This window comes from Variovorax paradoxus, from assembly GCF_009498455.1.
In the GTDB taxonomy this organism is placed as follows: domain Bacteria; phylum Pseudomonadota; class Gammaproteobacteria; order Burkholderiales; family Burkholderiaceae_C; genus Variovorax; species Variovorax paradoxus_H.
The window spans coordinates 4,206,376-4,231,064 of sequence record NZ_CP045644.1 but is presented as its reverse complement, the minus strand read 5'-3'; the positions used below and the strand labels follow the sequence as shown (position 1 = coordinate 4,231,064).

The 24,689-nt window shown below is 68.1% G+C and carries 22 protein-coding genes; 15 read left to right on the top strand and 7 right to left on the bottom strand.

All coding sequences use genetic code 11. The annotated features are described in order from the left end of the window. The first annotated feature begins 34 nt into the window (after positions 1–34). The 3 genes from GFK26_RS19535 to GFK26_RS19525 all read left to right on the top strand — a co-directional run bounded on the left by GFK26_RS19535 (position 35) and on the right by GFK26_RS19525 (position 3,580). Positions 35–1,288, top strand: a complete 1,254-nt coding sequence (locus GFK26_RS19535) for an MFS transporter (RefSeq protein ID WP_153283428.1) — start codon at positions 35–37, stop codon at positions 1,286–1,288. Between the two features lie 2 nt (positions 1,289–1,290). Beyond that, positions 1,291–2,052: a sulfite exporter TauE/SafE family protein gene (locus tag GFK26_RS19530; protein WP_194274130.1), complete on the top strand. Its 762-nt coding sequence runs from the start codon at positions 1,291–1,293 to the stop codon at positions 2,050–2,052. Between the two features lie 61 nt (positions 2,053–2,113). After that, positions 2,114–3,580, top strand: a complete 1,467-nt coding sequence (locus GFK26_RS19525; RefSeq protein ID WP_228121702.1) for an amidohydrolase family protein — start codon at positions 2,114–2,116, stop codon at positions 3,578–3,580. Positions 3,581–3,646: 66 nt separating this feature from the next. Here GFK26_RS19525 and GFK26_RS19520 read toward each other — a convergent pair whose 3' ends face one another. After that, positions 3,647–4,030 carry a hypothetical protein gene (locus tag GFK26_RS19520; protein WP_153283427.1) on the bottom strand — a complete coding sequence of 128 codons (384 nt, stop codon included), beginning with the start codon at positions 4,028–4,030 and terminating at the stop codon, positions 3,647–3,649. A gap of 237 nt (positions 4,031–4,267) precedes the next feature. Between GFK26_RS19520 and GFK26_RS19515 the strand changes: the two genes are divergently transcribed. Genes GFK26_RS19515 through GFK26_RS19485 form a run of 7 tightly spaced genes read left to right on the top strand, consistent with a single transcriptional unit; the run spans position 4,268 to position 9,572 of the window. After that, on the top strand, positions 4,268–4,888 hold the full coding sequence (locus GFK26_RS19515; protein ID WP_153283426.1) for a carboxymuconolactone decarboxylase family protein: 621 nt from the start codon (positions 4,268–4,270) through the stop codon (positions 4,886–4,888). Continuing rightward, a complete protein-coding gene (locus GFK26_RS19510) occupies positions 4,885–5,946 on the top strand; it encodes a substrate-binding domain-containing protein (RefSeq protein ID WP_153283425.1) in 1,062 nt (353 codons plus the stop codon). Before GFK26_RS19515 ends, GFK26_RS19510 begins: the two co-directional genes overlap by 4 nt. Continuing rightward, positions 5,943–6,725: an SDR family NAD(P)-dependent oxidoreductase gene (locus tag GFK26_RS19505; protein WP_153283424.1), complete on the top strand. Its 783-nt coding sequence runs from the start codon at positions 5,943–5,945 to the stop codon at positions 6,723–6,725. The genes GFK26_RS19510 and GFK26_RS19505 overlap by 4 nt, the downstream gene beginning before the upstream one ends. A gap of 38 nt (positions 6,726–6,763) precedes the next feature. After that, positions 6,764–7,735, top strand: a complete 972-nt coding sequence (locus GFK26_RS19500; RefSeq protein WP_153283423.1) for a Bug family tripartite tricarboxylate transporter substrate binding protein — start codon at positions 6,764–6,766, stop codon at positions 7,733–7,735. Then, positions 7,728–8,498 (top strand): SDR family NAD(P)-dependent oxidoreductase, encoded by a 771-nt coding sequence (locus GFK26_RS19495; protein ID WP_153283422.1) that lies wholly within the window; start codon positions 7,728–7,730, stop codon positions 8,496–8,498. Before GFK26_RS19500 ends, GFK26_RS19495 begins: the two co-directional genes overlap by 8 nt. Positions 8,499–8,538: 40 nt before the next feature. Then, positions 8,539–9,093 (top strand): VOC family protein, encoded by a 555-nt coding sequence (locus GFK26_RS19490; protein WP_153283421.1) that lies wholly within the window; start codon positions 8,539–8,541, stop codon positions 9,091–9,093. A 41-nt stretch (positions 9,094–9,134) separates the two neighbouring features. Further along, positions 9,135–9,572 (top strand): ester cyclase, encoded by a 438-nt coding sequence (locus tag GFK26_RS19485; RefSeq protein ID WP_228121701.1) that lies wholly within the window; start codon positions 9,135–9,137, stop codon positions 9,570–9,572. Between the two features lie 72 nt (positions 9,573–9,644). Here GFK26_RS19485 and GFK26_RS19480 read toward each other — a convergent pair whose 3' ends face one another. The 4 genes from GFK26_RS19480 to GFK26_RS19465 all read right to left on the bottom strand — a co-directional run bounded on the left by GFK26_RS19480 (position 9,645) and on the right by GFK26_RS19465 (position 13,640). Then, complete coding sequence (locus tag GFK26_RS19480; protein ID WP_153283419.1) at positions 9,645–10,091, bottom strand: MaoC family dehydratase; 447 nt, start codon at positions 10,089–10,091, stop codon at positions 9,645–9,647. Further along, positions 10,084–11,736, bottom strand: coding sequence for an AMP-binding protein (locus tag GFK26_RS19475; protein ID WP_153283418.1), 1,653 nt, complete (start codon positions 11,734–11,736; stop codon positions 10,084–10,086). Before GFK26_RS19475 ends, GFK26_RS19480 begins: the two co-directional genes overlap by 8 nt. After that, positions 11,733–12,473, bottom strand: a complete 741-nt coding sequence (locus GFK26_RS19470; RefSeq protein WP_153283417.1) for a nitroreductase — start codon at positions 12,471–12,473, stop codon at positions 11,733–11,735. Before GFK26_RS19470 ends, GFK26_RS19475 begins: the two co-directional genes overlap by 4 nt. Before the next feature lie 147 nt (positions 12,474–12,620). Further along, positions 12,621–13,640 carry an AraC family transcriptional regulator gene (locus GFK26_RS19465; RefSeq protein ID WP_153283416.1) on the bottom strand — a complete coding sequence of 340 codons (1,020 nt, stop codon included), beginning with the start codon at positions 13,638–13,640 and terminating at the stop codon, positions 12,621–12,623. Positions 13,641–13,882: 242 nt separating this feature from the next. On the opposite strand from GFK26_RS19465, the gene GFK26_RS19460 reads away from it, so the two are divergent. The 4 genes from GFK26_RS19460 (at position 13,883) to nikR (ending at position 18,600) form a co-directional block, all read left to right on the top strand. Next, positions 13,883–15,367, top strand: coding sequence for a DUF4331 domain-containing protein (locus GFK26_RS19460; protein WP_153283415.1), 1,485 nt, complete (start codon positions 13,883–13,885; stop codon positions 15,365–15,367). A gap of 308 nt (positions 15,368–15,675) precedes the next feature. After that, a complete protein-coding gene (locus GFK26_RS19450) occupies positions 15,676–16,875 on the top strand; it encodes a tetratricopeptide repeat protein (RefSeq protein WP_228121700.1) in 1,200 nt (399 codons plus the stop codon). 10 nt (positions 16,876–16,885) lie between these two features. Continuing rightward, positions 16,886–18,037 carry a HupE/UreJ family protein gene (locus tag GFK26_RS19445; RefSeq protein ID WP_153283414.1) on the top strand — a complete coding sequence of 384 codons (1,152 nt, stop codon included), beginning with the start codon at positions 16,886–16,888 and terminating at the stop codon, positions 18,035–18,037. 80 nt (positions 18,038–18,117) lie between these two features. After that, positions 18,118–18,600: a nickel-responsive transcriptional regulator NikR gene (gene nikR, locus GFK26_RS19440; RefSeq protein ID WP_153283413.1), complete on the top strand. Its 483-nt coding sequence runs from the start codon at positions 18,118–18,120 to the stop codon at positions 18,598–18,600. 16 nt (positions 18,601–18,616) lie between these two features. Here the strand turns inward: nikR and GFK26_RS19435 are convergent, their stop codons facing one another. Further along, positions 18,617–20,704: a TonB-dependent receptor gene (locus GFK26_RS19435; protein ID WP_153283412.1), complete on the bottom strand. Its 2,088-nt coding sequence runs from the start codon at positions 20,702–20,704 to the stop codon at positions 18,617–18,619. Between the two features lie 471 nt (positions 20,705–21,175). Here GFK26_RS19435 and rrtA point away from each other — a divergent pair, with 471 nt between their 5' ends. Then, positions 21,176–21,787 (top strand): rhombosortase, encoded by a 612-nt coding sequence (gene rrtA / locus GFK26_RS19430; protein ID WP_194273911.1) that lies wholly within the window; start codon positions 21,176–21,178, stop codon positions 21,785–21,787. A 22-nt stretch (positions 21,788–21,809) separates the two neighbouring features. Here rrtA and GFK26_RS19425 read toward each other — a convergent pair whose 3' ends face one another. Beyond that, positions 21,810–24,674, bottom strand: coding sequence for an endo-1,4-beta-xylanase (locus GFK26_RS19425; RefSeq protein ID WP_153283410.1), 2,865 nt, complete (start codon positions 24,672–24,674; stop codon positions 21,810–21,812). Positions 24,675–24,689 lie beyond the last annotated feature (15 nt).

The window sequence follows — 24,689 nt, the reverse complement described above, 5'->3', positions numbered from 1 at the left end:
ACAGATTTCTCGCTCGACGAGAAGGAGACGACACGTGCATTCCTCAACCTCCGTCATTTCCCCGGCCGCCGGTGGCGCGCGCCGCGAGGCGCCCATCACTGCGCTGGAGATCGGCATGTTCCTGGTGCTGCTCGCCTCGTACGCGCTCAACGCGATGGACCGGCAGATCTTTCCGCTCATCGCCGCCGACGTGCGCAAGGAGTTCGGCTTCAGCCTGGCAGACACCGGCCTGCTGTCGACCATCTTCACGCTGGGCATGGCCGTGGCCGGCGTTCCCACGGGCTACCTGCTGGCGCGGCTGTCGCGCAAGACGGTATTGCAGATCGGCATTGCGATCTTCTCGCTGGGCACGCTGCTGGCCGCTTACTCGCACGGCTTCGCCGACATGATCGTCTACCGGGCCGTCACCGGCATTGGCGAGGCGATGCAACTGACGGTGGTGATCGCCATCGCGGCGAGCTACTTCGCGCGCTACCGGGCCACCGCTGTGGGCGCCATCAACTTCTCTTTCGGCATTGGCGCGATCCTGGGACCGCTGCTCGGCGGCCATCTGATCGGCGTCGAGCGCGACTGGCGCCTGCCGCTCATCGTGTTCGGCGTGGCGGGCTTCGCGGCCATGGCGATCATCGCGCTCACCGTGAGCAAGCGCATGACCGAGAACGTGGCGGCCACCGGCGGGCGCACCGACCAGCGCGGTGCCACCACGCTGTGGAACCGCAACACGGCCCTGCTGACCGGCATGAGCGTCATCGGCGGGCTCTGCATCTACGGCTACCTCGGCATGTACCCGACCTTCCTGCGCGAGCACCTGCACTACACGCCGGCGGACACCGGCCGCGTGATGAGCACCTTCGGTTTCGGTGTGTTCGCATCGATCTTCGGCGGCTGGCTCGGCGACCGCTTCCATCCCAAGCTCGTGCTCTCGGCAAGCTTCGTGGGCACCGGCCTGCTGGGCTTCCTGATGTTCTCGGGACCGACCGACATGGTGGTGCAGTCGGCGCTGTCCTTCGCGTGGGGCTTCGTGGTGAGCGGCGTGCTGTACGTGAACCTGGCGGGGTATCACATCAAGGCGGTGCATGCCTCGCTCACGAGCCGCGCCACGGGCGTGTTCGTCACCACGCTGTACGGCGCGGGTGCGGTCGCGGGCTTCGTCATCGGCGGCATCGCTTCGCGCTTTGGCTGGAGCACGGCCGGGCTGGTGCAGATCACGCTGCTGGCTGCCGTCGGTGTGGGGCTCACGCTGCTGCTGCACACCGACCGCATGTCGCTGCCGGCGCGCAAGCCGTGATGCTGCTCGACGGGGCGCTGCTCGGCGGCGCCGCGGCCCTGGCCGGTGCGCTCAATGCCGTGGCGGGCGGCGGCAGCTTCCTGACGCTGCCGGCACTGGCGATGGTCGGCGTGCCGCTGGTGTCGGCCAACGCCACCGGAACCGCCGCGCTGCTGCCGGGCTACCTGGCCGGTGCCTGGGCATTGCGCAAGGAACTGTCGGGCCCGATGTCGCCTTCGCTCCTGCGGCTGGGCGTGCTGTCGGTGCTCGGCGGCGCGGCCGGTGCGGCGCTGCTGCTGTCGACCTCGAACCATGCCTTTGCCCGCATCGTGCCGTGGCTGCTGCTGGCCGCGACGCTGCTCTTCGCGATCGGACCCGGTCTGGTGCGCCGCAGGCTCGCTACCGCCGACAACAACCACAAGCCACGAGGCCATTGGATCGCCGACCTGGGCATCGTCGCGGTCGCGGTCTATGGCGGCTACTTCAACGGTGGCCTCGGCATTCTGCTGCTCGCCGTGCTCGGCGCGCTGGGGCACACCGACATGGGGCGCATGAACGGCATCAAGAACTTCGTCTCCGCGATCCTGACGCTGATCGCCGTCGCGATCTACGCGGCCAGCGGCGCGATCGTCTGGACCTACGCGCTGTGGATGGCCCTTGGCGCCACGGTGGGTGGCTATGCCGGCGGCATGCTCGCACGGCGACTGAAGCCCGAGGTGGTGCGCGGCTTCGTCGTGTTGACGGGGCTGGCGATGACCGCGGCGTTTCTTCTCAAGGCGTATTGAGCGGGCTTTCGCTTCCTCTTCTTTCCATCACTTCAATCACTGGCAACCACTGGGTCTGGACATGCAAACAACCAAAAGAGACTTCACCCGTTTTGCAGGGGCGCTGATGGTCGCCGCCACCGGTGCGCCGGCGCTCGTCGGCTCGGCGTCGGTGTCGGCCCGCACGGCGCGCGCGCCCGCATCGCCCGGCCTTCGACGCGGCAATTACCTGATCCGCAACGGCGCGGTCATCACGGTCGACCGCGCCAAGGGTGTGCTGCCGCGTGCCGACGTGTGGGTCCGCAACGGCGTGATCGAGAAGATCGGGCGGGGCCTGAGTGCACCGGCCGGCACGGAGGTCATCGATGCGACCGACATGATCGTCATGCCGGGCTTCGTCAATTCGCACTATCACATGTGGAGCGCCATCGGCCGCAGCTTCACCGCGCGCGACGGCGGGTTCTCGTACTACCCCGCCAAGAACGCGACCTCGACCCTGTACACGCCCGACGACTTCTACAACAGCGTGATGCTGGGCTTCGCCGAGCTGGCGAACGGCGGCACGACCACCGTGCACAACTGGTCGCACAACACGCGCTCGCCGGCCCATGCCGATGCCGAACTGCGGGCGCACCGGCACTCGCTGCTGCGCGCCCGCTATGCCTACGGCCACGTCGACAAGATGCCCGCCGACGAGATCAACCGCTACGACGACCTGGCGCGCGTGCGGCGCGAATGGTTCGGCGAGCGCTCGCCTTTCGACGGGCTGGTGCACCTGGGGCTGAACCTGCGCGGCCCCCAGCAGAGCACCGACGCCGTGTTCCACGAAGAGATGAAGGCCGCCAAGGCCAGCGGATTGCCCGTTGCGATCCACGCGCCGCAGGAGGCACCGAACAACGTCGATGCGGTCGACTACGAACGGCGCGGCTACCTCGGCCCGGATTTCATGCTCGCGCACTACGTGCCCGCCAGCACCGCCGACCTCGCGGCCATGGCACGCACGAAAACGCCGCTGTCCTTTGCCACGCATTCCGAGCTGCGGCTCAGCAGCACCGGCGACGCGCGTGCCGCCCTCTTCGCGATGCGCAACGCGGGCCTGACCATCTCGCTGTCGAGCGATGCAACCTCCATCGCGCCACCCGACATGTTCGAGGCCATGCGCTTCACCTGGAACCTGGGCGTGCCATGGGCCGGCACGCCGAGCGCGCAGGCGAAGGCGGTCGGCGTGCCCGAGGCGATCGAGATGGCGACCCTCAACGGCGCCATCGCCATGGGGCTGGGCGACGTCACCGGCTCGATCACCGAAGGCAAGCGCGCCGACATCATCCTGGTGCGCACGCAGGACCTGAACATGGGCCCGGTCGGCAACGTCGAGACGGCGATCGTGCAAAGCGGCAGCGCCGCCAACGTCGACACCGTGATGGTCGACGGCCGCATCGTGAAGCGCAACGGGCGGCTGCTCGCCTACGACACGCGCGGCATCATGGGGCGCGCGCGGCAATCGGCAGACCGGATTCGCGCCGCGGCGAAGGAAACCCTCACGTCCTGAAGCCCGAGCCGCGCTTGCTGCAGCGGCTTCGCGGCAGACTCGCGCGGACCGACGCTGTCAGCAACGTCAATCGCGATCCTCGTCGTAACGGCGGTGCTGCTCGCGCTCCCATTGCCGGCGACGCCATTCACGGCGCTCTTCCCAACGTTGCGCGCGGCGCTCTTCCCACCGTTGCGCGCGGCGCTCCTCCCAACGAGCGTTGGGCTCGTAGTAGACCGGTGCCGGGGCGGAGTAGACCGGCTGTGCGGGCTGGTAGTAGGTCGGGGCCGGCCGCGAGTAGACAGGCGCCGGCTCGTAATAGACCGGTGCGGGCTCACCCACGACCACGCCGGGCAGGTTCACGCCGATGGACCAGCTGGTGCCCGCGTTGGCGGATGCAACGGTCAACAAGGCGCCGACAGCCACGAGACCTGCGGCAGCCGACTTGAGAGCGGCTCTGGGAAAAGTCATTTCAACTCCTTGGGGGCAAGAAATAGCCCCGATGCGTCACCAACGCCCGGCTGCACGGCGCCGCGTACATCGCCACGGTGAAGAACGTTCCCAAATGTCACGCCATCGGCCCATCGCCCGGTGTGGAACCGTTTTCTCTTTTTCGTTTTTGATTCGATTCCTGAGCGCGCTCTGTATCCGCAACTCTTCAGGGTTATCACTGTAGAAACGTTTCCACGCCCGCTTCAAACTTGGGCCATGACCGGCGCCGCATTCCTCTCTCCTGCACCTTCCGCACGGCTGCCGTTGCGGCCACCGCCCTACGAACCCGAGGTCGCGGCGGCGATACAAAGCACCGCGTTCAAAGGCCTGTCGCCGTTGAACCTCCGGCTGGCGCTCGCGAATCACAGCAAGCTCGGTCCGGCTTTCCAGGCCATGGCGCATGTGGTGCTGTTCCAGTGCGCGCTGCCCGAGCGCGACCGCGAGATCGCGATCATCCGCACCGGCGCGCTCACGCGGTCCGAGTACGAGTGGGGGATGCATGTCAGCATCTACGCAGAGAAATGCGGGCTCGATGCCGTGCAGGTCCGCGAGCTCACCGAAAGCGACGACTGGCACGCGCTGTCGCCGACGCGATGGACCGACAAGGAACGCCTGATCGTCCGGATGGTGGACGAGCTGCACCGCCATTCCACGGTGTCCGATCAGACCTGGCAGTCCCTTTGCGCGGGCTGGCCGCAGGCGCAGGTGATCGAGCTCATCTTCGCGTCGAGCTTCTATCACATGGCTGCCTTTTTTCTGAACAGCGCCGCCGTGCCGCTGGAGCCAGGCGCGGAGCGCTTTTCTGCCCCGCTTGCGCAAGCGAAGGTGGCGGCATGAAGGCCAAGGTGACCATCCGCGAAGTGGCCAAGGCCGCCGGCGTGGCCATCGGCACCGCGTCGCGCGCGCTGAACCGCACGGGGCGTGTCAGCGAACAGGCCATCGCCGCGGTCACCAAGGCGGCACGCGACCTCGGCTACACCCCCGACGCGGTGGCGCAGAGCATGCGAACCCGCTCCACAGGCGTGGTCGGGCTGCTGGTGTCGGACCTGGCCAACCCCCTGTATGCGCGGATCATCACGGCGGTCGAATCGCGGCTGCTGACGGCCGGCTATGCACTGCTGGTGGCCAGCACCCACAACGACGGCCAGCGGGAGAAGACGCTGGTCGACCTGTTCCGGCGCCGGCGCGTCGACGGACTCATCCTCGGCCCCTGCCAAGAGGAAGCCCCGGCGTACCTCGACCAGTTGGCGGCGGACGGCCCGGTGATCGCGCTGGACCGCGACTTCCAGGGGGACAACGCGGGCGTGCACGTCGACCATTACCACGGCGCCCTTCAAGCCACGCGCTACCTGCTGAACCTGGGCCACACGCGCATCGCGCTGCTCACGCCCGGCAGCGTGCTGCGCCCGGGCCGCGAGCGCATCGTGGGCTACCGGGACGCCTTCGCGGAGCGCGGCCTGCAGCCAGACCCGAAGCTGATCCGCGCGGAGAAATCGGCGATGGACTTCGCCTTCAGCGAGGCCCTCTCGCTGCTGGGTTCGCCCGCGGCGCCCACGGCCTTCCTCTGCCTGGGCACCCGCATCCTGTCGGGCGTGCTGCAGGCGCTGCGCCACTCGGGCCGCCTGGCGCCCGATGACGTCAGCGTCGTCAGCATCGGCGACACCGACCTGTCGCAGCTTTTCAGTCCGGCGATCACCTCGCTGACCTGGGACCTGGAAGCGGTCGGCACCGCGGTGGCCGAACTGCTGCTGCGGCGACTGGACAGCACGGCACCGCTCGAGCAGGAACGCATTCTTCTGACCACGCAGATGGTGCTGCGCGAATCCTGCGGCCCGGTCGCCAAGGCAGCCACCGGTGCCGTCACTGCCCGCAAGACAACGAGAACCGCCCCATGACGCAGCGCCTGAAGGACAAGGTGGTCCTCGTGGTCGGCGCCGGCTCCATCGGCGGCGACATCAGCAACGGCGCCGCCTGCGCCGTCACGTTCGCACGCCACGGCGCGACGGTGGTCTGCGCGGACCGTTCGCCGGAAGCGGCGGCGGCGTCAGTGCGCCGCATCGAGGCCATCGGCGGCATCGCCGAAGCCTTCGAGGCCGATGTGCGCAGCAGCGAGCAGATCCGGCAGATGGTGGCGCACTGCATCGCGCGCTTCGGCCGCATCGACGTGCTGCACCACAACGTCGGCATCGAGGAGTTCGGCGAGTTGATCGAGGTCACGGAAGAGTCCTGGGACCGCGTGCACGCCATCAACCTCAAGGGCCCCATGCTCACGGCGCGCGAGGTGGTGCCGCACATGATCCGCCAGGGCGGCGGCTCCATCATCAACATCTCCTCCATCGCCAGCCGCAAGTGGAGCCCGATGCAGTTCCTGTCGTACAGCACCTCCAAGGCGGCGCTGAACCACATGACGCGCGTCGTGGCCCGCCAGTACGCGCAGCACCAGGTGCGCTGCAACGTGATCGTGCCGGGCCTGATCGACACCCCGCATGCCGCCGCCCTCTTCAAGGACGAGAAGGAGGCGCAGGCGGGCCGCGAGATGCGCAACGCGCGCTGCCCCATGGGCCGCCAGGGCACGGCGTGGGACGTGGCGAATGCGGCGCTGTTCCTCGCCTCCGATGAATCCAGCTACGTGACGGGCCTGGAGCTGGTGGTCGACGGCGGCCTGTCCCTGTAGGTCGGTATCCGAACCATCCCAAAGAAGGAGACAACACCATGCGCAAACTGTGGATTGCAGCGCTCGCGGGCCTCGCGTTCGCCGCCCGTGCCGAAACGCCCGCGGACTATCCGACGCGGCCGATCCGCTTCGTCCTGATCTCGGCGGCGGGCAGCGGCGGCGACGCGCTCGGGCGGCTGCTGGCCGACAAGATGGCGCCGCTCGTCAAGGGCGTCTTCGTGATGGACAACAAGCCGGGCGCCAGCGGCGCCATCGCCACCGACTTCGTCGCCAAGGCACCTGCCGACGGCTACACGATCGGCATCGGCGGCGCGACCACGCACGTGCTGCTGCCCGCGAGCAACCCCAAGCTCTCGTACGACTCGGTCAAGGACTTCGCGCCCATCGGACAGGTCGGCACCGCCTCGATCCTGCTCATCGCGACCAACGACTTTCCGGCGAACAACGCCAAGGAGCTCATCGCGCTGGCCAAAAAGTCGCCGGGCAGCGTGCAGTACGCCAGCTGGGGCATCGCCTCGACCGGCCATTTCTGTGGGGAGCTGTTCAACCTGCGCACGCAGGCGCAGATGAGCCACATCCCCTACAAGTCGGTGGTGCAGATCCAGACCGACATGCTGGGCGGCCACGTCAAGCTGGCCTACGTGGACATGGCGTCGGGCTCGCCGATGGTGAAGTCCGGCAAGGTGAAGGCGATCACCGCCTGCACCTCGCGCTCGCCCAGCCTGCCCGACGTGTCGAGCTACGACGACGAGGGCATCGATTTCGCGGGCAAGCGCATGGGCGCACTGCGCTGGGCGCTGTACGCACCGGCGGGCACGCCCAAGCCCATCGTGAGCAAGCTGTCCGCCGCGCTCAAGCAGGTGCTCGAGATGCCCGACGTGAAGACCCGCCTGCTCGACCTGGGCATCACCGCCGCCTTCGTCGGCGGCGACGAGCTGCGCACCATGACCGCCGCGGACATCGAGGGCTGGAAGCAGATCGCCAAGGCCGCGAACATCAGCAATGAGTGACGCCGCCCTCCTCACGCTGCTGCAGGGTCGCGTCGCCCTGATCACCGGCGCCTCGCGCCCGCGCGGCATCGGCCTGGCGACGGCGCGGCTGTTCGCCCGGCACGGTGCCCGGGTGGCGCTGCTCGACCTGGACGAAGAAGAGGCACAGGCAGCGGCCCGGTCGATCGGGCCGGAACACATCGGGATCGGCTGCGACGTGCGCGATGCCGGCGCCTGCGCGTCCGCGGTGGCGCGCGTCCTGCAATGGGCCGGCCGCATCGATGTGCTGGTGAACAACGCCGCCATCACGCAAAAGCGCAGCGTGCTCGAAGTGAGCGCCGAGGACTTCGAACAGGTCGTGTCGATCGCCCTGCGCGGCACGCTGCAGATGGCGCAGTGCGTGATCCCCACCATGGTCGCGCAGCGCAGCGGCTCGATCATCTGCATCTCGTCGATGTCCGCGCAGCAAGGCGGCGGCGTGTTCGGCGGCAGCCACTACTGCGCCGCCAAGGCCGGCGTGCTGGGCTTCATGCGCGCCATCGCCAAGGAGCTGGGCCCGCAGGGCGTGCGCGCCAACGCCGTCACGCCCGGCTTGATCATGACGGACTTCTCGCGCGGCGCGAACTCCGACGACAACAAGCACGCGCTGGGCAAGACATTCCCGCTGGCCCGGGTCGGCCAGCCCGAAGACATTGCGGGCGCATGCCTTTACCTGGCGTCCGACCTGTCGTCCTTCATGACGGGCGCCACGCTCGACGTCAACGGCGGCGCGTACATGCGCTGAGCGCACCACCAAGGCACCAAGGCACCAAGGAGTCCATTCAATGAGCATGCTGTTCGGCGGCGCACGCCAGGTCGGCTATGTCGTCCACGACATCGAGAAGGCCATGGCCCACTGGTCCCGCACGCTGGGCGTGGGGCCGTGGTTCTACAAGGAAGAAGTCGGCACCACCGAGTTCAATTACTACGGCAAGCCCTCGCGCCTGCCACGGCTGTCCATTGCGCTGGCCAATTCCGGCGACCTGCAGATCGAACTGATCCAGCAGCGCGACGACGCGCCGTCGCTCTACCTCGATTCACTGCGCCGCGGCGGCGAAGGCGCCCAGCACCTGGCCTACTGGACCGACGACGGCTTCGACCCGGCCGTGCAGCACCTGCTGTCGATGGGCTACGTCGAGGGCCACAGCGGCCGCATGGGGATGCGCGGGCGCTTCGCCTACTTCGTCCATCCCGACCTGCCCGGCGGCATGTTCGAAATCTCCGAGATGGCCGGCGGCAAGGGTGAGTACTTCCGCGAGATCCGGCGCGCAGCCCAGGGATGGGACGGCAAGGACCCGATCCGCCGCATGGGCGCAAACGCCGCCGCGCCCACGCCATGACGGTCGCGGTTCAACCCATTCGACAAACAGCAGGAGACCCCGTGGACACAGCAACGCTTCAGGCGGCACGCATCCAGACCGTGCGCGACCACATGGCGCTCGAATGCACGCAGGAGTGGGATGCGGTGATCGACACGTTCCAGCATCCGCGCTACGAGATGCACGGAAGCGGCGTGGTGTTCGACGGCGAGGAGGAAGTGCGCGGCTATTTCAGCAGCTCGCGCACGCCGTTTCCCGACCTGGCCAACGAGATCATCGCCATCGCCGCCGACCAGCACACCGTGCTGGTCGAGTTCTGGCTCAGCGGAACGCACCTCGGCCCGCTGCATGCCAACGGCAAGGTGTTCGACGCGACCGGCCGGAAATTCCGCATCCGCATGGCCGCGACCTTCGAGTTCGCACCGGGCAGCGACAAGATCGTGTGCGAGCGGCCCTACTCCGCGGCCGATGCGAAGCTGCGAGCGCTGGGGTTGATCTGAAGCAGCGCGAGGCCCGGCCGCATTTCGCAGAGGCCGGGCTGCCGCCGCACGAGGCGCTGGCGCGCAACGCGCTCAGGCGGCGGGCGTGAAAAGCACCGTCCCTTGCGCGAGCACGCTGGTCCGGTCGTCCGCGCTCTTGATCGCACCTTGCAATTCGAGGACGCAGCCGCCCTTCGCATGCGCGGCCATCGACGTCACGCACCACTCGATGAGCACGGTCTCGCTCGCCCGCACGGGACGCAGCAGGTCGACCGAGAAGTTCATGCCCAGCACCTTCCCTTTCGTGGCGAAGTGGCTGGCGGTCAGCCCCATGAGCAGCGAGGTGGTGTGGGTCGCGCTGGCGATCAGGCCGCCGAAGCGCGTGCCCTGTGCAAACGCCGCATCGTGGTGCAGCGGGTTCTCGTCTCCCGCCGCCAGCGCGAAGGCACGCACCTGCGCTTCGTCGAAGGTGTGGGGTCGCGAGAAGCGGTAGCCGGGCGCGACCGGCGCCAGGGCTGCGGCGGCTTCGCACTCAGCCATGGCTTGCGAGCCGCGTGATGGCGTCCTGGCTTCCGGCCTGCTGGCGCAGGCGGAACTTCTGGATCTTTCCCGTGGCCGTCTTCGGCAAGGGCGTGAAGATCACGCGGCGCGGACACTTGAAGTGCGCCAGCCGCTCGCGGCAGAACGAAATGATCTCTTGTTCGGTGGGCGCGGCGACACCGGTTTTGAGCTCGATGAACACGCACGGCACCTCGCCCCACTTGGGGTCGGGCTGCGCCACCACGGCGGCATGCAGCACCGCCGGGTGTCCATGGACCACGTCCTCGATTTCGACCGACGAGATGTTCTCGCCGCCCGAGATGATCACGTCCTTCGACCGGTCGGTGATCTGCGCATACCCGTTGGCATGCAGGACGGCGACGTCGCCGGTGCGGAACCAGCCATCGGCGAGCGCCTTGCGCGTGGCCGCCTCGTTCTTGAAGTAGCCCATCATCACGGTGTTGCCGCGCAGCATGAGCTCGCCCGTCGATTTGCCGTCGGGCACGACGGGCGCGAGCGTGTCGGCGTCGCCGACCATGAGGCCTTCGAACATGGCGGCGCGCACGCCCTGGCGCACGCGCAGCGCGCCCTGCTCGGCGGGCGCCAGATCGTCCCAGCCGTCCTGCCACACGCAACTCACCGGCGTGCCCGACACTTCCGTGATGCCGAAGACGTGCTCCACGTCGAAGCCCATCGCCAGCACTGCATTCAGCACGGCGAGGGGCGGCGGCGAGCCGGCCGTGAGCACGCGCACGGGGCGCGGCAGCCGGATGTCTTTCGCCGCGTCCGCGAGCATCGCCATCACGACGGGCGCTGCGCAGAGGTGATCGATCGGGTGCCGTTCGATGGCCTCCAGCACCGCGTCGGCGGACACCCGGCGCAGGCAGACATGGGTGCCTGCGGCGGCCGTCACGGCCCAGGTGAAGCACCAGCCGTTCGCGTGGAACATGGGCAGGGTCCACAGATACGTCGGCGCGCGCGGCATCGCCCAGTTCGTGATCTGCAGCAGGCTCATGAGGTAGGTGCCGCGGTGGCTTGCTACCACGCCCTTGGGGTCTCCGGTGGTGCCGGAGGTGTAGTTCAGCGCAATGGGTTGCCACTCGTCGCCGGGCCACCGGCCGGCAAAGTCCGGGTCTCCGCTCGCCAGCAGCGATTCGTAGTCGGTCTCGCCGATACGTTCGCCGGGCGGTGCGAGGTGATCGTTGATGTCGATGACCGCGGGCGCACGGTCGAGCAGCTTCAATGCAGCGGCCACCGTGGCGGCGAACTCGCGATCGACCAGCAGCAACTTGCACTCGCCGTGGCGCAGGATGAACGCGATGCCTTCGGCGTCCAGGCGATGGTTGATCGCGTTGAGCACCGCGCCGGCCAGCGGAACGCCGAAGTGGGCCTCGAGCATGGCCGGCGTGTTGGGCGCGAGCACCGACACCGTGTCGCCCGGCGCGATGCCCCGCATCGCCAGCGCGGACGCCAGGCGGTGGCAGCGCTCGCGCGTCTGCGCCCAGGTTCGCGTCAGATCGCCGTGCACCACCGCCGCGCGGTTCGGATGCGCGAGCGCCGCGCGGTCGAGAAAGCCCAGCGGCGTGAGCGGCACATGATTCGCCGCGCAGCGTTCGAGGCCCCGTGCATAGGATGGCGCGCTCATGCGGTGGTCTCCTTGGTGGTGTCGTGGAAGGTCGTGAAGGCGGACACGGGCTCGCGCTCGGTGACGAGCGAGTTCTCGACCGACGCTGGGTCGGCATAGCCCAGGCTCATGCCGCAGACCAGCATCTGGCCGCCGGGAATGTCCAGCAGGTCCGCGATCTGGCGATGGAATTTCAGGAACGCGGCTTGCGGGCAGGTGTGGAGGTTGCGGCCGCGCGCGGCCACCATCACGCTCTGCAGGAACATGCCGTAGTCCAGCAGGCTGCCTTCCTGGAGTTCGCGGTCGACCGTGAAGAACAGGCCCACGGGCGCATCGAAGAAGCGGTAGTTGCGCCCGTGCTGCAGGTGCATGCGCTGCTTGTCGCCCTTGGCGATGCCGAGCAATCCGTAGAGGTCCCAGCCGACCTTGCGACGCCGCTCCAGGTACGGCGAAAACCATTCGCGCGGGTAGTAGTCGTAGGGTTCGAGCAGCTCGCCCGACCGGCCGGGATCGTCGTCGAGCGCGGCAATCGCAGCCGACAGGCGGGCCTTGGCGGGCCCGGTCAGCACATGCACATGCCAGGGCTGCATGTTCATGCCGGAAGCGCTGTAGCGCGCGGTCGAAAGGATCGCCTCGACCTCGTCCCTGGGCACCGCCCGGGGCAGGAACGCCCTGACGCTGCGCCGGGTGGCAATGGCCCAGTCGACCGCGCCCCGCAGCGCCTGTGCCTCCAGCGGCGATGCCATCGTTCGGTTCATTCCGGTTTCCTTTCGTTCTGACTGTCGCGAGATGCGGTGTCGAAGGAAGGTTAGTTCTGCACGCGCCGCGCTTCCATGCCCGCGCGTCCCGATCTGGATGGGGCGTTCGGACATGCCCGCCCCCCGGCAAACGCCGGGAGCTTTGGCTTATCCCGAGGTGGGCGCAGACGAGCGATAGGCGCCGGGGCTCACGCCCGTCCATTTCTTGAAGGCGCGATGGAAGGCGCTGGTTTCCTGGAAGCCGGTGCGGGCCGCGACTTCGGCCACCGTCAGCGAGGCGCTCGACAGCAGGTCGATGGCGATGTCGCGCCGCAGGTCGTCTTTCACGCGCTGGTAGCTCACGCCCTCCTGCTGCAGGCGGCGTTGCAGCGTGGTGCCGGAAACGCAGAGTTCCTGCGCGAGCTTTTCGAGTTCGGGCCACGCCTCGGGCATCTGACTGCGCAGCCGGTGGCGCACCTGGGCGCTGGTGCTGGCGTCGTTGCGGTACTTGACCAGCAGGTTGGCCGGCGCTTTCCGCAGAAAGTTGTCGACGGTGGCCGGCGACTCCGCGATCTTCAGGTCCAGCAGGTCGCTGGCGAAGCTGATGTGCGTGGTCTGGCCGTTGAACTTCACGTTCTCGCAGAAGCGCGTGCGGTAGTGGCTGTCGTCGGCGGGCGGCGGGCACCGGAACTGCATTTCGCGCAGGGGAATGCGCCGGTGCACGAGCCAGCACGCCAGGCCGTGGACCAGGATGAACCAGGTGCCGTAGCCGAACAGCCGGCGCAGCACGCCGCCGTCATGCAGCACGACGCGCGCCTCGTCGCCCTCGCAGACCAGCTCGCCGCGAAAGTCGTCCAACGTGGCGTGAAGAAACCTCAGGATGCGGCGCAGGGCATGGGCCAGGTTGTCGGCGTTGACCGCCGCGCGCGTCATGAGCGCATAGCCGCCGCGGCGAAGACCGTGGCTGTCGAGGCCGAAGAACTCGTCGTCCATCAGGTCGGCCAGCGCCACCCACATCTGCGAGTACGCCGCCGCCGAGACGCGCGCACGCGGCGCGTTCAACAGTTCGCGATCGATCTTGGCGCTTTCGAGGACGCTGCGGATGTCCATGTTCCGCAGCGCCGCGGCATGGATCGCCTCGTGCACCAGTTCAATGGACACGGTTCCCTTCAAGCCTGCAGACTTCATACGAACTCGCTCAAGAATCAGTGATGGGGCAAGCCCTTTTATAAGCGCGTTTCGCGCGCACGGGATGCGGCCTCGAGGAGCCCGCGGGTCCAGGGCGCCGGGCCGAAGAGCAGCCGCCGCGTATGAATCGATGGCGCTTTCGTATGAAATTCCCGGGTCGCTGTCCGACAAACCGGTCGCCCGCAGCCTCCGTATCCAAGTTGGGCCTCTTCCACAACCAGCTCCTACCGAGGGTGACAGCAATGAACTTCGTTCGAATTCCTCTGCATGCCTGCGTTCTCGCGGCATGCGCGATGACGGCATCCGGCGCTTTTGCCTCCAGCCACCGCGAGGCGCCCTCGATTGCCGGCATGCCGAAGGTGGACGCCACCGATTTCTACATGTTCCGCAGCTACGAAACGGGCCGCCAGGACTACGTGACGCTCATCGCCAACTACCAGCCCGACCAGAGCCCGTACGGCGGCCCGAACTACTTCACGATGGACCCCAACGCGCTGTACGAGATTCACCTGGACACCGACGGCGATGCGGTCGAGAACATCACCTTCCAGTTCCGCTTCAAGAACACGCTGCGCGACATCCAGCTGCCGATCGCGGGCAAGCAGGTCTCCATTCCGCTCGTGCAGGCCGGCGGCATCACGGGCCCGAACCAGGCCACCAGCAACCTGCGCGAGACCTTCACGCTGAACATCGTGCGCGGCGACCGCCGCACCGGCGCCAGCGAGGCCGTCACCGCGGCCGGCGGCACCCGGGAATTCGACAAGCCCACCGACAACATCGGCGACAAGACCTTCGGCGGCCCCTCGGGTTATGCCGCCTATGCGGCGCAGCATCTGTACAACGTCAACATCCCGGGCTGCGCGGCGCCAGGCCGCGTGTTCGTCGGGCAGCGCAAGGACCCGTTCAGCGTCGCACTGGGCCAGGTCTTCGACCTGATCAACCTGAACCCGCTGGGTGCGCCGAACGGCAACCCCGACGCGCTGGCCGGCAAGAACGTCACCACCATGGCGCTCGAAGTGCCCATTGCCTGCGTCACCACCGCCGGCAAGCCGATCATCGGCGGCTGGACCACCGCGAGCGTGCGCCAGGGGCAGCTCGTCGCCAGCCCGCCCAAGCGCGGCCACGGGACCACCACGCTGGCCGGCGGCGCCTGGGCACAGGTCTCGCGCCTGGGCATGCCGCTGGTCAACGAGGTCGTCATCGGCCTGAAGGACAAGGACCGCTTCAACAGCTCCAGGCCGAAGGACGACGGCCAGTTCGCCGACTACGTGACCAACCCGACGCTGCCTGCGCTGGTGCAGACGCTGTTCCCCTCGGCACCGGCGCCGACGAACTTTCCGCGCACCGACCTCGTGGCGGCCTTCCTGACGGGCGTCGAGGGCGTCAACAAGCCCGCCAACGTGACCGCCTCGGAAATGCTGCGCCTGAACACCGGCATTGCGCCGACACCCAAGGCAGGCCAGAACAACCTGGGCGTGCTCGGGGGCGACACGGCCGGGTTTCCGAACGGCCGCCGTCCGGGCGACGACGTGGTCGATGCCGAGTTGCGTGTCGCGATGGGCGTGCTGTGCGTGGCCACCGGCGCCACCGACACGCTCAAGGTCGGCTGCAAGCCGTCCGACGCGCCCGCAGGTGCCGCGGCGATCACCGACGGCGCGATGCAGAGCGCGGCGCAGTTCCCGGAGACCTTCCCCTACCTGAATACGCCGCTGCCGGGCGCGCAGTAAGGACAACGCCATGAACCACACGTTCTATCGCATCGCCGGCCCGCTCCTGGTCGTCGCCACGCTCGCGGGCTGCGGCGGCGGCGGTGGGGCGGCGGAGGTTTCAGCTTCTATCCGTTCCCGCCCGGCGCACAGGGACAACAGCCGCCGCCCACGACGCCCCCGCCGCAGGCGGATGCGTACGACACCTTCATTGCCTACGTGAAGGCGTTGGTGAACGGCGGCGGGCTCGACACGGCCGAAGCCGCCGACGTGGCGGTGTTCGACCCGCCGCCGACCTCCGAAACGAAGGACCCGGTTTCCACCGAGTGATGACCGTGCGACGACACCTGCTGCCCGCGTCCGCATGGCGGGCAGGTGCCGCCGTCCTCGCCATGGCTGCCGCGATGGCGTCTGCCGGCGCGGCCCCGCGCGTGCCCGCCGACGACAACGAGGTGGTCGAATCGCTGCCGACGGTCGCCGGATGGTCGCGCGAGGCGCGCGCGATGCGCCGCGAACTGCAGCAGCGGCCCACGGACGCGGCCGTGGCCATTGCCGCGGCCGCCCGCTATCTCGAGCTGGCGCGCTCGCAGGGCGATGCACGCTACGCCGGCCATGCCATGGGCGCCCTCGCCCACTGGGCTGCCCTCCCGCCCTCCGCGACACCGCCGGCCGTGCTGGTGATGCGCGCCACCATCGCGCAGTTCCTGCATGACTTCGACGGCGCGGAAATGCTGCTGAAGGCCGCGCTCGCGCGGCAGCCGTCCAATGCCCAGGCGCTGATCACGCTGGCCACCATCTACCGCGTGCGCGGCCGCTACGACGACTCGGACGCGGCGTGCCGCGCGCTCGGTCGCGTCGGCCCGGCGCTCTACGGCCTGGCCTGCATGGCGGAGAACGCGGGGCTGCGCGGCAACCACGGCGAAGCGCGCGACGCATTGAAGACGCTGCTGGAAGCGCCCAGCCTCCAGGCTCGCGAACAGGCGGGCACGCGCCAGTGGCTGCTCACCAGCCTGGCCGAAATCGAGGAGCTCGCCGGGCGCCCCGCCGAGGCCGGCGTCGCGTATCGCCTCGCCCTGCGAGCCGAGCGCTCGGGCTATCTGCTGCTTGCCTACAGCGACTACCTGCAGCGCGCCGGCCGGTCCCGGGAGATTCCCGCCCTGCTCGACACCGAGGCGCGCAGCGATGCGGTGCTGCTGCGCATGGCCATCGCCGCGCGCGGCCTCGAGGGTGCACGCACGGCCACGGCCGCGGCCGAACTCAAGGCCCGCTTCGACGCGGCGGCCGAGCGGCCCGGCACCGGCGCGGTCCATGCGCGCGAAGAAGCGATGTTCGCGCTCGACGTCGAGGGCGACGCAAGGCGCGCACTCGACCTCGCCAGGCTCAACGTGCAACTGCAGCGCGAGCCCATCGACCTGCTGCTGTTCGCACGCGCGGCCGTCGCGGCGAAGGACGAGCCGGCGCGTGCCGAAGTCAGGGCGCTGGTGCGGCAGATCGGCCTGCGAGATGCGCGCGTCGATGCGCTGCTTTGAACGCCATGCCATGACCCCACGCACCTGTCGTTCGCTGCTGGCCGCGCTGTTCTTCTGGATGCTCGCCTTCGCCGTGCTTCCGGCGCATGCCCACAAGGCCAGCGACGCCTACCTGCAGCTTTCGCGCGATGGCGACCGCATCGACCTGCGCTGGGACATTGCGCTGCGCGACCTCGATGCGGTGCTCGACCTCGACGCCAACGCCGACCAGAAACTCTCCTGGGGCGAGGTGCGCACACGCCTGGGCGACATCCAGGCCTATGCGCTGGGACGGCTGCGGCTTCAGGGAGGCCAATGCGTGCCTGCCGACACCCGACCGCCTGCGATCGACAACCGCATCGATGGCGCCTACCTCGTGCTGCAGATGCAGGCGCCCTGCAGTGCAGCGGCCGCGCTGTCCATCGACTACCGGCTCTTCCAGGACGTGGACCCGACCCACCGCGGCCTGCTGCGCGCGCAAACCCAAAGCGCCGCCGCACCGATGCTGCGCTCGCTGGACCCCTCGGCCGGCCCCGTCTCCATCGAATGGGCGGACACCCGGGAGGCATCGCCGCCTGCCCGCTTCTTCGCCGACGGCATCCACCACATCCTGATCGGCTACGACCACATCCTCTTTCTGATCTGCCTGCTGCTGCCTGCCGTGCTCCAGCGCAAGCACGGCGTGTGGACACCGGTGCTCGCCTGGAAGGACGCCGCCTGGCCGATGCTGGGCATCGTGACGATGTTCACCATCGCGCACTCGATCACGCTGGCGCTGGCGGGGCTGAAGATCGTGACGATCTCGCCGCACCTCATCGAGCCGGCGATCGCCATCACCATCATCGTCGCGGCGCTGGACAACATCCGGCCCGTGCTGCGCGGACGCCGCAGGCTCTTCAGCTTCCTGTTCGGGCTGATCCACGGCTTCGGCTTCGCCGGCGCCCTCGGTGAAATCGAGCTGCCGACGCGCCAGTTCGTGCTTGCGCTGCTGCAATTCAACCTGGGGGTGGAGGCCGGACAACTGGCGGTGGTGGCCGTCGCGCTCATGGTGCTGCTGGCGCTGCGCAACTGGCGGCGCTATCCGCCACTGGTGCTGCACGGCGGCTCGATGGCGGCAGTGGTCGTCGCCACGGTGTGGCTGTGCGAGCGCGTGCTCGACGTCAAGGTGCTGCCGTTCTCCTGAGCACATGGGAGACGGTGCCAAGGGAAGGCACACGCGCTGAATCCGACCGGCGGCGGATCGCGTACCCGCTGCATACCCCGATGAACCGCTTCACCATTTCACTCGACGAGCAGCTCGCGCGCCAGTTCGAGATGCTCATCGCGCAGAAACGCTACACGAGCCGCTCCGAGGCCGTGCGCGACCTGATTCGCTACGGGCTGGGTCGCGCCGGGCTCCGGGGCATGCAGTTCGATGCCGTGGTGTCGGCGTGCATCGCCAGCGTCAGCTACGTGTACGACACGCGCGAGGTCGCCCTCGCGGCACGGCTGCAGGCGCTGCGCCATGAGAACCACGGCATGGTGACCGCCTGCAACCAGACGCCGCTTGACCATGGCAGCTGCCTGGAGTGCGTGGTGCTGCGCGGCCCGATTGCCGCCGTGCACGACGTGGCGGATCAGCTGATGTCGCTGCGCGGCGTTCGCCATGGCCAGGCGAACGTGGTGGCGCTGGCGGACGATGCGGCACCGCACGTCCACACGCATTCATCGGCCCCCCCGCATTCGCACCTCACGCCGTTGAACTGATGCCGGATGGCATTGCTCAGAACGTCCAGCGCGCGCTGACACGAGCGCTGCGCGGCTCCATCGGATGCACATGCCGGTCGTTCACGCCGCCGTTGCACGCGCCGGACACCACTTCACCCGCCGCGCACGATGCATAGGCGTACTCGATGTCGTTGCCCTTCTTGCCGGCCAGGTTGAACACGTCGAGCCCCAGCGTCAGATGCCTGTGGACGGCATAGCGCGCACCGAAATTCAGCAGCGTGGCCGAGCGCGAACGCGTGCTGTTGGTCGTATCCAGCGCGCGCGGCCCCAGGTAGCGCAGCCGCAGCGATGCCGTCAGCGGGCCGTCGATGTACGTGAGGCCCGCGGCAAAGACGCGCTCGACGGCGTTGTCGACGTGGTTGCCTTCGCCTTCGGGCGCGAGCCCCCTGAAGCGCGCACGCGACACCGCGCCGTCGAGCTCCACGCGCCAGGCGCGGTCGAGCTTCCAGCGCATCGTCGCCTCGATACCGCGGCGGCTGCTCGCGCGCCCCGGCTCGGTCGACCCGGCATCGCCGACGTAGACCAGCTCGGAGTCGAGCTTGAGCTGCCACAGCGCCACCGTCGCCGTGAAGTTCTCGTCGGGCTGGAAGCGCCAACCCACCTCCGCGCCCCGGCCCTTGGCCAGCGCCGGCACGCGGTCGGCGGCGTTGCCGCTCGCGGGATCGATGGCGATGGTTGCGCCGCGCACGTCGTTGCTGTGAAAGCCGACGCCGGCGTTCAGGTAGATCTCGTGCTGCGGCGTCAGCGCGAAGGCGAGGCCGGCCTTGGGGCTGGCGATCGAATCGCGACCGCTGCCGCTATTGGCCGCGCCATGCACGGGCTCGCGCCCGTCGACCCGGTAGCGCAGCATGTCGCCGCGCACGCCCGCGTAGCCGCGCAGTCGGTCGGTGAAATAAACCAGCTGCTGGCCGTACACGGAGAACAGGTCTTGCGACACCTTGTCGTTGCGCACCGTCGAGAGCCGCTCGCGGGCCTGCGTGGCGTAGAGGCCCACTTCCGAGATCCTGTCGCCGCGCCAGCTTGCGCCAAAGCTCAGGATGCCATCCAGCCCGCCGAACCGGGTCGGCATCGTGCGCGCCGCCTGCGCGCCGAAGATGCGCCGGCGGTCGGTCTGCTCGAACTGGTCGCCGTTGACCGGGTTGTTCAGGAAATAGGTGAAATCGGAAAACAGGTCGAAGCGGTAGTCGATCGCATAGGCGCTGACCGTCGTCGTGTCACCCGCCGCGCCCTTGTCGAACCACTTGCCTGACAGGCTCACCCGCTGCGTGTTGCCGCCGTCGGTGGCATTGAGTGACCCGAAGCGCGACAGCTGGCCGCTGTCGACCAGGCGTTGCGGAACCTGGTCGGTCGAGGTCCAGCGGCTCTTGTAGGCCATGCCGGTCAGGCTGACACCGCGCGTGGGCGAGCCTTGCGAGTAGCGCACCGCGGCGCTCACCTTGCGCAGGTTCTCCGGCACGTCCCACGGCCCGTCGTTTCCCTCGAGCTCGATGGCGCCCAGCCAGGTCTGGTCCTCGCGGCTGCGCGAGCCCGCGGCCAGCAGGCGCTTGAAGTTGTTGGCGCCGAGCGTGACTTCGGCAAAGGGCGCGTCCAGCACGCTGAGGTAGTCGAGCGATGCACTTCCCGCCAGAGAGAAGTCGCCGCTCTCGGCGAAGTACGGCCCCTTGCGGTAGCGCACCCCCGACACGAGCTCGGGAATCAGGAAGTTCAGGTCGGCATAGCCCTGGCCGTGTCCATGCGTGGGCATGTTCACGGGCATGCCATCGACCGTCACCGAGAAATCGGTGCCATGGTCGAGGTTGAAGCCGCGCAGGAAGTACTGGTTGGCCTTGCCGTCGCCCGAGTGCTGCGTGGCGACCACGCCGGGTACGGCCTCGACGATGTCGCCGGGCCGCAGCTTGGGCCGCGTCTGAAACGACTCGCGCTGCGCCGCGCCTTCGCTCGCGCTGTCAGCCGAACCCACGCCTGCATCCCGCGGACCGCGCACCTCGATCTCGGGAAGATGGCTTTGCTGCGCACAGACGGCGGCGCTGCCGAAGAAAACGCCGAACCAGACGCGATGAAATCCCGTCGAAAACTTCGGCATTGCCGCTCCTGAAGATGAGGAAGAAACTGCCGGCCGGAACTCGCGACTCACGAAGCCGCGGCGGGCCGGGACGCCACGGGATGGCGGCCGGGGCGCTGTGCCTTGGGTCTTGCCTGGGAAGGAGAAGCTTGTCGACCGCGTGAATGGCGTCTGTTCATGGGTGAGATTCCAATGGGTTGCTGCCGACCCGACGCGCACCGGCTTGAGTCAATACGGGGACTTTGCGGGACTGGATTCGGATTGCGGGACAACCCTCACGCACGCATCCACGTTGTGAACTCGGCCGGCGTGTTGCAGCGCAGCTCGCCGCCGTTGTCGCGCCAAGGAAAAACTCGCCTGTCGAGCGCTCGACTGGCGCGCTGGCAGCCGACGCAAGCCAACGGCACAATTCCGCCATCACAAGGCATTCACCGAGTACCTTCCATCCTGCCTCGCGGCAAATTGCCCCTATCTCTGAATAGGCCGCGCCCCGTGCAACCTCTCCCACTGCGCTCCTTCGCCAACTGGCTCGTTCCCGTCGCGCTCGCCTGCCTCGTGCTGGCCTTGCAGGCGGGCGGTGAGCCGGTGTACGAAGCGCTGCGCTACGAACGCGCGGCCGTGCTCGGCGGACAGTACTGGCGCCTGCTTTCGGCGCATGCGGTGCATCTGGGCTGGGCGCACTGCCTGATGAACACCGGCGGGCTGGTGCTGTGCGCCGCGTTCGCGGCAGGCAGCCGTAGCGGGCGTGCCTGGGCCGCCGCGATCGTCGTGCTGGCCCTCGGCGTGGGGATGCTGCTGGTGGCGGCATCGCCCGAGGCCACGAACTACGCGGGCCTCTCGGGCGTGCTCTACGGGCTGTTCATCTGGGTGCTGGCGCCACGTGCGTGGCGCGGCGATCGCGTGGCCTGGATCGTCCTGGTGGCCGTCATCGCACGCATCAGCTGGCAGATGTTCCATCCGCCTTCGGATGCGCAGCGTGCGCTGATCGGCGGCGAGGTGATGGTCGAGGCGCACCTGTACGGCGCGCTGTGTGCACTGGCGCTGTGCCTCTGGCAGGCTGCGTGGCCGCGCTTGCGGCGGGCCCGAGCCGGCACCGAGGCCTGACCTCGGCGCCGGCGTCACCGCGTCAGGACCGGCGGCGGCGGGCGAGCGCAAGCGCCGCGAGGCCGGCCAGCACCAGGGCGAGGTCGCCCGCGCCGAGCGATCCGCCGCGTCTGCTGAACGGGAAGGCGATCGGCATCACCGGCGGCGGGGGCTCCGTCGTCGGCGGCGTTGTCGGCGGCGGCTCGTTGTTCGACCCGTAGGGCTCGATGTCGTAGGCATAGAGCTTGACACTCGTCCCCTCCTTGGGACTCTCCGCCTGCATGGCGACGAACCCGCCGACGGACCCCTGCCGCTGGCTGATGGCGTTCCCGGCGTCCCTGTTCGGCGTCTCGCCGTCGACCACTTCCTTCAGCACATGGTGTTGCTTGACACCGTCCTTCTCGGTGTACAGGAACATCTTCATCTCGCCGGTCTTCGGGTCGATGGGCGTGTTGAACCAGACCGCCTGGTCCAGCGCTCTCTCCGCGATCTGCGAACCCTCCTGGCCGTTCGTCTGTCGCGTGATCAGCGAATGCCGACCCGCCACGACGGTGCCACTCGCGCCGTTGCCTCTGAACATGACATGCGGGTAGGCATTGGTGCCATGGATGAAGCTCTGCATCGTGTGCCCTTCCTGGGCGGCGTAAGGTCCTGCGGCAGGACTCTTCGCTTCTTCGAAGACGAACTTGAGGTTGTCCTGCGCCAGGGCGGGCTCGCCCGCGGGCGCATTCACATTGGGCAATGGCAGCAGGGTGTCGCCCCGGACGATGACGGGCGTGCGCGACAGCGATTCCGGCGAGGCCGTCGTCGCTGGCTTGGTCCGGTTGGTCAACGCAGCGGCCTGTGTCTGTCCGTTGAATTCCGACTCGCCGGACACGACCATGTAGGTCCTGCCGGGTTCGATTCTCGTGACGAGTCGCCAGGCTTTTTCCGTCGCCGCATGCCTGTGCAACCGCAGTCCGAACGGGTTGGCGACCGGGTCCTGCGGTGACAGGACGAGCGTGTTGCGACCATGTTTCGGCACTGCCTTCGTTTCCACGACGCCGGACGCTCTCGCCATGCCGTCGCTCCCGTAGGTGGTCTTGTACTGTTTGAAGGGGGTCACGCCGTCGCTGAAGCGAACGTCCGCATAGGACAAGGGTGCCTCCAGGGCGTTGGCGGCATCCATCCACCCGACGGTCATCTTTCCAAAGGACAGGACGAACGTCGCCGTGTTCTCCGCGGACGCAGTGGCCGGTGCGGGCCCCCTGGCGGTCACCGTGACATGGCAGGGCTTGCCGGGAACCACCGCGCAGTCGGGCGGATTGAACTTCATGGTCTCGACGGCAAACCCCGAAGGCAGGGACACGTTGGCAGCGGTGAAGACGACGTTCTTCGTGTCGGCCGGCACGTTGATGTCGAGCATTGCCTGGGCGTTCTTGCCGCCCCAGGTGCGGGCTTTGAAGGATTCGCCGCCATAGCTGAAAGTCGCGGTGACGCCGTTCGGCGGCAAGCCTGCATCGATGAGGTACTGCTCCGGGTTCGTCGTGGCCCAGTACGCCTCCTTCGGTCGGCCGACGCCAGACCATGGATACCCATTAGTGTGATAACCCGGGTCCGTCATCCCCCACCAGGTGACCCGGTGCACGCCCCCCTTGTACTCGGGGTGACGACCTCCCGGGCCGGCGGCGTACTCCTTGAGCAGGCTGAAGAGTTTCGCGTACTGGATGCCCTGCTCCATGAACAGGGCTTCCATTTCAGGGCCATTCTGGATCCGCTGGCCCTTGTCCAGACCCAAGGTCGGCGCGAGATCCAGCTCGGTCAGATCGACATTCGCTCCGGTTTCGAGATAGGTCTTGAGGGTCCTCTCGAAGGCGTCCAGGTTGAGCCTCATGTCCCAGTGACCCTGCGTGCCGATGACGTCGACCAGCGGCCTGGGATTCCCCTTGGCGTCCCGAAGTACCCGCCCTTTGCCCGCAGCCGATTCGGCCACGTACCGTTCATTGAATTCCTTGACCATCGCGGCGATCGCCGTGGCCTTCGAGGCGCGCTCGTTGTCGTTGAAGTCGTTGTAGTTCAGGATGGCCGTCGTGTTCTGGCGCGCGTAATAGAACGCGTCGTACATGTAGTCCCAGCTTTTCCCTCCCTTGGCATAGGCCTGGGCCCATCGGGCCGGCCTCTCTTCGGGGCTGTAGCCGGTTCGCAGGGCGTTCCTCCAGTCGGCGGGGTTGTCGGGGTTGTCCTTGAACGCTTCGTTGACGACGTCCCAGGCATAGGCCTTGAAGGGTTCCCGATCGAAATGGCCGGCCACGGTCCGGACGTAATGTTCCAGACTCGTCTTCGCCGTTGCGTAGTCCCACGGCGTTTCCCATCCACCACTCGGCGTCAGGACGTTGGGGGCGGGCCATTGGGCCGACTGGTTGTGCCAGAGCAGCACGTGCCCGGTGACCTTGACGCCGCGCGCATTGGCCGCGCTGATGTCGGCGTTGATGCCCGAGGTCAGGTTGGTCAGGAAATTGGGGGTTGGATTGCTCATCCCCCCGTTCCAGAAATCGGGCTTCATCGCGTTGCTGGGCGTCACCGCGTTGAAGTGTTTCAGGGTCATGGCGGCGACCGAGTCTTCACCCGGCACCACGTCGGAGCCGAAGTTGCGCGCGTCGAGATTGGTGCTGCCGATCAGGAAGTGGTTCTTGTACACCTCCTTCAGCGCCGGCCAGTCGGCAGGGTTCGCAGGCCGCTCGGCCGCCAGGGCGGCGTTCGCGATCACAAGTCCGGTGGGCAGCGCCATCAAAAGACGCTGGAAGTCGAGTCTGCTGAACCTGGTCCCGATCCTCCTCATGATTCCGACGACCGGAGCGTTCTCGTTGGGTGGCTCTGCGGCAGACGCCTTTGCGCATATCGCAGATCGACGTTCGATGGTCAGATGCATGCTTGTCTCCTTGGG

Excerpts from the sequence above, each read along its gene's own strand:
- GFK26_RS19525 (WP_228121702.1), top strand. The coding sequence starts at position 2,114 with ATGCAAACAACCAAAAGAGACTTCACCCGTTTTGCAGGGGCGCTGATG.
- GFK26_RS19520 (WP_153283427.1), bottom strand. The coding sequence starts at position 4,030 with ATGACTTTTCCCAGAGCCGCTCTCAAGTCGGCTGCCGCAGGTCTCGTG.
- GFK26_RS19515 (WP_153283426.1), top strand. The coding sequence starts at position 4,268 with ATGACCGGCGCCGCATTCCTCTCTCCTGCACCTTCCGCACGGCTGCCG.
- GFK26_RS19510 (WP_153283425.1), top strand. The coding sequence starts at position 4,885 with ATGAAGGCCAAGGTGACCATCCGCGAAGTGGCCAAGGCCGCCGGCGTG.
- GFK26_RS19505 (WP_153283424.1), top strand. The coding sequence starts at position 5,943 with ATGACGCAGCGCCTGAAGGACAAGGTGGTCCTCGTGGTCGGCGCCGGC.
- GFK26_RS19500 (WP_153283423.1), top strand. The coding sequence starts at position 6,764 with ATGCGCAAACTGTGGATTGCAGCGCTCGCGGGCCTCGCGTTCGCCGCC.
- GFK26_RS19495 (WP_153283422.1), top strand. The coding sequence starts at position 7,728 with ATGAGTGACGCCGCCCTCCTCACGCTGCTGCAGGGTCGCGTCGCCCTG.
- GFK26_RS19490 (WP_153283421.1), top strand. The coding sequence starts at position 8,539 with ATGAGCATGCTGTTCGGCGGCGCACGCCAGGTCGGCTATGTCGTCCAC.
- GFK26_RS19480 (WP_153283419.1), bottom strand. The coding sequence starts at position 10,091 with ATGGCTGAGTGCGAAGCCGCCGCAGCCCTGGCGCCGGTCGCGCCCGGC.
- GFK26_RS19475 (WP_153283418.1), bottom strand. The coding sequence starts at position 11,736 with ATGAGCGCGCCATCCTATGCACGGGGCCTCGAACGCTGCGCGGCGAAT.
- GFK26_RS19470 (WP_153283417.1), bottom strand. The coding sequence starts at position 12,473 with ATGAACCGAACGATGGCATCGCCGCTGGAGGCACAGGCGCTGCGGGGC.
- GFK26_RS19465 (WP_153283416.1), bottom strand. The coding sequence starts at position 13,640 with ATGAAGTCTGCAGGCTTGAAGGGAACCGTGTCCATTGAACTGGTGCAC.
- GFK26_RS19460 (WP_153283415.1), top strand. The coding sequence starts at position 13,883 with ATGAACTTCGTTCGAATTCCTCTGCATGCCTGCGTTCTCGCGGCATGC.
- GFK26_RS19450 (WP_228121700.1), top strand. The coding sequence starts at position 15,676 with ATGACCGTGCGACGACACCTGCTGCCCGCGTCCGCATGGCGGGCAGGT.
- GFK26_RS19445 (WP_153283414.1), top strand. The coding sequence starts at position 16,886 with ATGACCCCACGCACCTGTCGTTCGCTGCTGGCCGCGCTGTTCTTCTGG.
- nikR (WP_153283413.1), top strand. The coding sequence starts at position 18,118 with ATGAACCGCTTCACCATTTCACTCGACGAGCAGCTCGCGCGCCAGTTC.
- GFK26_RS19435 (WP_153283412.1), bottom strand. The coding sequence starts at position 20,704 with ATGCCGAAGTTTTCGACGGGATTTCATCGCGTCTGGTTCGGCGTTTTC.
- GFK26_RS19425 (WP_153283410.1), bottom strand. The coding sequence starts at position 24,674 with ATGCATCTGACCATCGAACGTCGATCTGCGATATGCGCAAAGGCGTCT.